This window comes from Arthrobacter sp. B0316-1-20 (genome assembly GCF_059091865.1).
Map to the genome: position 1 here is coordinate 1 of NZ_JBNHHC010000160.1, position 4,074 is coordinate 4,074.

Sequence of the window (4,074 nt, forward strand, 5' to 3'; positions counted from 1 at the left end):
ACCGCTCAGGCCGTCTCGTCGCTGCTGCATACCAGCTAGCTTAGGGCCTGGGCCGCGGTGATTTTTGCCCGCCTGGCTGTGTCCCGCGGCGGATCAGGCACCGCGGTGCCATAGGGTCGGTAATTGTGAATTGGTTCGAAGCAGCTTTCCTGGGGCTCATTCAGGGTCTGACTGAATTCCTGCCCATCTCCTCCAGCGCACACCTGAGAATCGTCGGGGAGCTCATGCCGGGGGCCTCCGACCCCGGTGCAGCCTTTACCGCCATCACCCAGCTCGGTACCGAAACGGCCGTCCTGGTGTACTTCTGGCGGGACATCGTCCGCATCATCAAAGCCTGGTTCGGCTCCCTGACCGGCAAAGTGGCACGCGATGATCCGGATGCGCGCATGGGCTGGCTGGTCATCATCGGCAGCATCCCCATCGGCGTGCTCGGCCTGCTGTTCCAGGACCAGATCGAAAGCACTTTCCGAAGCCTCTGGATCGTGGCCACCACGCTGATTGTCTTCGGCATCATCCTGGCGATCGCCGACGCCGTCGGGCGCCAAGTCCGGACCCTGGACAACCTGAGCTACAAGCACGGCATCCTGTACGGCTTTGCCCAGGCGCTGGCCCTGGTTCCGGGCGTCTCCCGTTCAGGCGGCACGATCACCGCGGGCCTGCTGATGGGCTATACCCGCGAAGCGGCGGCCCGGTACTCCTTCCTGCTCGCCATCCCGGCCGTTTTTGCCAGCGGGCTCTACCAGCTGGCGAAGAGCTTCGGCGAGCCGGGTCCATATGGACTGGGGGAAACGGCGCTGGCCACAGTTGTGGCGTTCGTCGTCGGCTTCGTCATCATCGGCTGGTTCCTGAAGTACGTTTCCACCCGCAGCTACAGCCTGTTCGTCTGGTACAGGATCCTGCTGGGCCTGGCCATCTACGTGCTCCTGGCCTTCGGCGTCGTCAACGCCTGATACCGGCCCGCGGTGCGGCGGCGCCCTGCCGCTTCCCCGCGAGGAACAAAGCCCGCCAGGAACAAAGTAAGGTTGGATCCGTGATTGCTTGGAAGTCGAATCCCGTGCCCTCGCTGCCCGGCGGCCGCAATGCGCTGTCGCTCTACGATACGGCGGCGCAGGACTTTGTCCGCCCCGACGTCTCCGGCGGCGCCAGTATGTACGTCTGCGGGATCACGCCCTACGACGCAACCCATATGGGCCACGCCGCCACCTATGTGGCCTTCGACCTGCTGAACCGTTACTGGCGCGACGCCGGGCTCGCGGTGCGGTACGTGCAGAACGTCACGGATATCGACGACCCGCTGCTGGAGCGGGCCAACGCCACGCAGGTGGACTGGGAGACCCTTGCGGCGGACCAGACCGAACTGTTCCGCCAGGACATGATGGCGCTGAACGTCCTCGCCCCCGATCAGTACATCGGGGCCGTGGAATCCATTGAATGGATCGTGCCGGTGGTCGAGGACCTCCTGGCCCGCGGCCTGGCCTATCCGGTGCCCGGCGGCGAAGGGGAGCCCGACGGCGACATCTACTTCTCCGTGGACGCCGCCGCCCGCCTCCCCAAGCATGAGACGCCGGGCTGGCACCTTGGACTTACCAGCAATCTGACCGAGGAGCAGATGCTGCCGTTGTTCGCCGAGCGGGGCGGCGACCCGCAGCGGGAAGGCAAGCGGAACCCGTTGGATCCGTTGCTGTGGCGCGTCGCCCGCGCGGGTGAGCCCAAGTGGGACGGTGCTTCGCTGGGGGAGGGACGCCCCGGCTGGCACATCGAGTGCTCAGTCATTGCCCAGCGTTTCCTGCCCGCCCCATTCACGGTCCAGGGCGGCGGGTCCGACCTTAGCTTCCCGCACCATGAAATGAGCGCAGGCCATGCCTTCGCGGTGTCCGGAACTCCGTTGGCCCGCCATTATGCGCATGCCGGGATGGTCGGCCTGGACGGCGAGAAGATGAGCAAGTCCAAAGGCAACCTGGTGCTGGTCTCCAAACTGCGGCTGTCCGGCGTCGAACCCGTCGCCATCCGGACCGCGATCCTGGGCAACCACTACCGATCCGACTGGTCCTGGACGGACGAGGTCCTGGCCGCAGCCCAAGAACGGGTACGCACGTGGCGTGAGGCACTGCCCGCCGCTTCCGTCAAGGCCGGCATGGGCCTGCTGGACGACGTCCGGTCGGCACTGGCCGAAGACCTGAATGCACCTGCCGCCCTGGAAGCGGTGGACAAGTGGGCAGCCAACGGCGGCGAACCGCAGGAAGCGTCCGCGGAAGGCCGCGGGCTGGTGGCCGGCACGCTGGATGCGCTGCTGGGCCTGAAACTCTAGGCGCTACTCTTTGCGGCGCTTGCGCAGGTAGCGCTCGAACTCCCGGGCGATCGACTCCCCGGACGCCTCCGGGAGCTCGGCGGTATCCTTGGCCTCCTCCAGCTGCCGCACGTACGCGGCCACTTCCGGATCCTCGGTCGCAAGTTCGTTGACGCCGCGTTCCCAGGCTTCCGCCTCCTCCGTGAGCAGGTGGGTATCGAAGGGCGCCTGGAGCAGTTCCTCGAGCCGGTGCAGCAGGGCCAGCTGTGCCTTGGGGGACGGAGACTGGCCCACGTAGTGGGGCACGGCGGCCCAGAGCGAGACGGCAGGGACCCCGGCCAGGTTGGCCACTTCCGCCAGCACCCCCACGATGCCCGTGGGCCCCTCATACTGGGATGCCTCAATGTCCAGCTGTTCCCGGAGAGTCTCGTCGTCGGAAGTGATAGTCACCGGGATCGGCCGCGTGTGCGGCACATCAGCCAGCAGGGCGCCGACCAGGACAATGTAGTTCACATTCAGCTCATTTGCGCGCGCGAGCAGCTCCGCGGTGTAGGCGCGCCACTTATAGGACGGCTCGACGCCGTTGACGAAGACGACGTCGAGGTTGGTGTCCGGAACGGAGGCGCGGCTGATGCGGGTGGCGGGCCACTTGATCCGGCGGTGTCCGGAACTGGTGCGGTGGATGATCGGCCGGGTGAACTGAAAATCGTAATAGTCATCCGCATCGATGGTGGCGATCTTTTCGCTGCCCCAGTAGCGTGCCAGATACTTGACCGCGTCGCTGGCCGCTTCACCGGCGTCGTTCCAGCCTTCGAATGCCGCGAGCATGACGGTGACCCGGCCGCTTTCAGAGGTGGCCGGGTCCATCGTCTCCGCTGTCCGGGGCTCCGAAGGCTGGGCCCCCGAAGACTCCGGGAGCGACGGCGACAGGCCGGGCAGACCACCTACAGGTTGTTCTTCATATCTGCTCACAACTTCACCCTAAACCTCGTGACGTAGTCCTGTAAGCCTACACAGCTGGCTGTACCGCCGCCCGGCCGGTGGCGGTACAGCCGGATGCCGGACCGTAGACTTGATCCATGCCTATCGTTCCCTCCCCGCTGCAGCCTCTTCCCGACGGACCTCTTTCCGAAGAGCCGCTATCCGAAGAGCCGCTTGCTGACGGTGCCCTGGTCCAGGCCGTGCTCTGGGACATGGACGGGACGATCGTGGACACGGAACCATACTGGATCCAGGCGGAGAAGGACCTCGTAGCCAGTTACGGCGGGACGTGGACCGAGGAACAGGCGGAAGCACTGGTGGGCCAGGCCCTGACGTTCTCCGGCCAGGTGATCCAGGACGCCGGCGTGGACCTTACGGTGCGGGAAATCATCGACCGGCTCATTTCCCAGGTAGCCAGCCGGGTGCGCCAGGAGATGCCGTGGCGTCCGGGCGCCCGTGAGCTGCTGGAGGAACTGCGGGAACGCTCCGTGCCCTGCGCGCTGGTCACCATGTCCGAAAAACTGCTTGCCAAGGAGATTGAAGCCCAGCTTCCGGAGGGCACTTTCCACGCGGTGGTCACCGGGGATATGGTCACGCACGGCAAACCCCATCCGGAGGCCTACGAACGGGCCTTCAAGCATCTGGCACGGTCCACGCCGTCGCTTGCCCTGCAGCAATGCGTCGCCATCGAAGATTCGCTGCCGGGCGTGACGGCCGCGCAGGCCGCCGGGCTGACCACCATCGCGGTGCCCCACTTCGTGCCGCTGCCGCATTCGGCCGACCGGACCGAATGGAAGACGCTCGCA

4 protein-coding genes are annotated in these 4,074 nt (G+C 66.1%); 3 read left to right on the forward strand and 1 reads right to left on the reverse strand.

Going from position 1 to position 4,074, the window contains the following annotated elements:
- The first annotated feature begins 125 nt into the window (after positions 1–125).
- Positions 126–950 (forward strand): undecaprenyl-diphosphate phosphatase, encoded by an 825-nt coding sequence (locus AC5RW2_RS40990; RefSeq protein WP_494032208.1) that lies wholly within the window; start codon positions 126–128, stop codon positions 948–950.
- Between the two features lie 80 nt (positions 951–1,030).
- Positions 1,031–2,308: a cysteine--1-D-myo-inosityl 2-amino-2-deoxy-alpha-D-glucopyranoside ligase gene (gene mshC / locus AC5RW2_RS40995; protein ID WP_494032207.1), complete on the forward strand. Its 1,278-nt coding sequence runs from the start codon at positions 1,031–1,033 to the stop codon at positions 2,306–2,308.
- 3 nt (positions 2,309–2,311) lie between these two features.
- Here mshC and AC5RW2_RS41000 read toward each other — a convergent pair whose 3' ends face one another.
- Positions 2,312–3,154 carry a PAC2 family protein gene (locus AC5RW2_RS41000; RefSeq protein WP_494032234.1) on the reverse strand — a complete coding sequence of 281 codons (843 nt, stop codon included), beginning with the start codon at positions 3,152–3,154 and terminating at the stop codon, positions 2,312–2,314.
- A gap of 212 nt (positions 3,155–3,366) precedes the next feature.
- Here AC5RW2_RS41000 and AC5RW2_RS41005 point away from each other — a divergent pair.
- Positions 3,367–4,074, forward strand: a 708-nt coding sequence (locus AC5RW2_RS41005; protein ID WP_494075291.1) for an HAD family hydrolase, incomplete at its 3' end; no start/stop codon positions are given.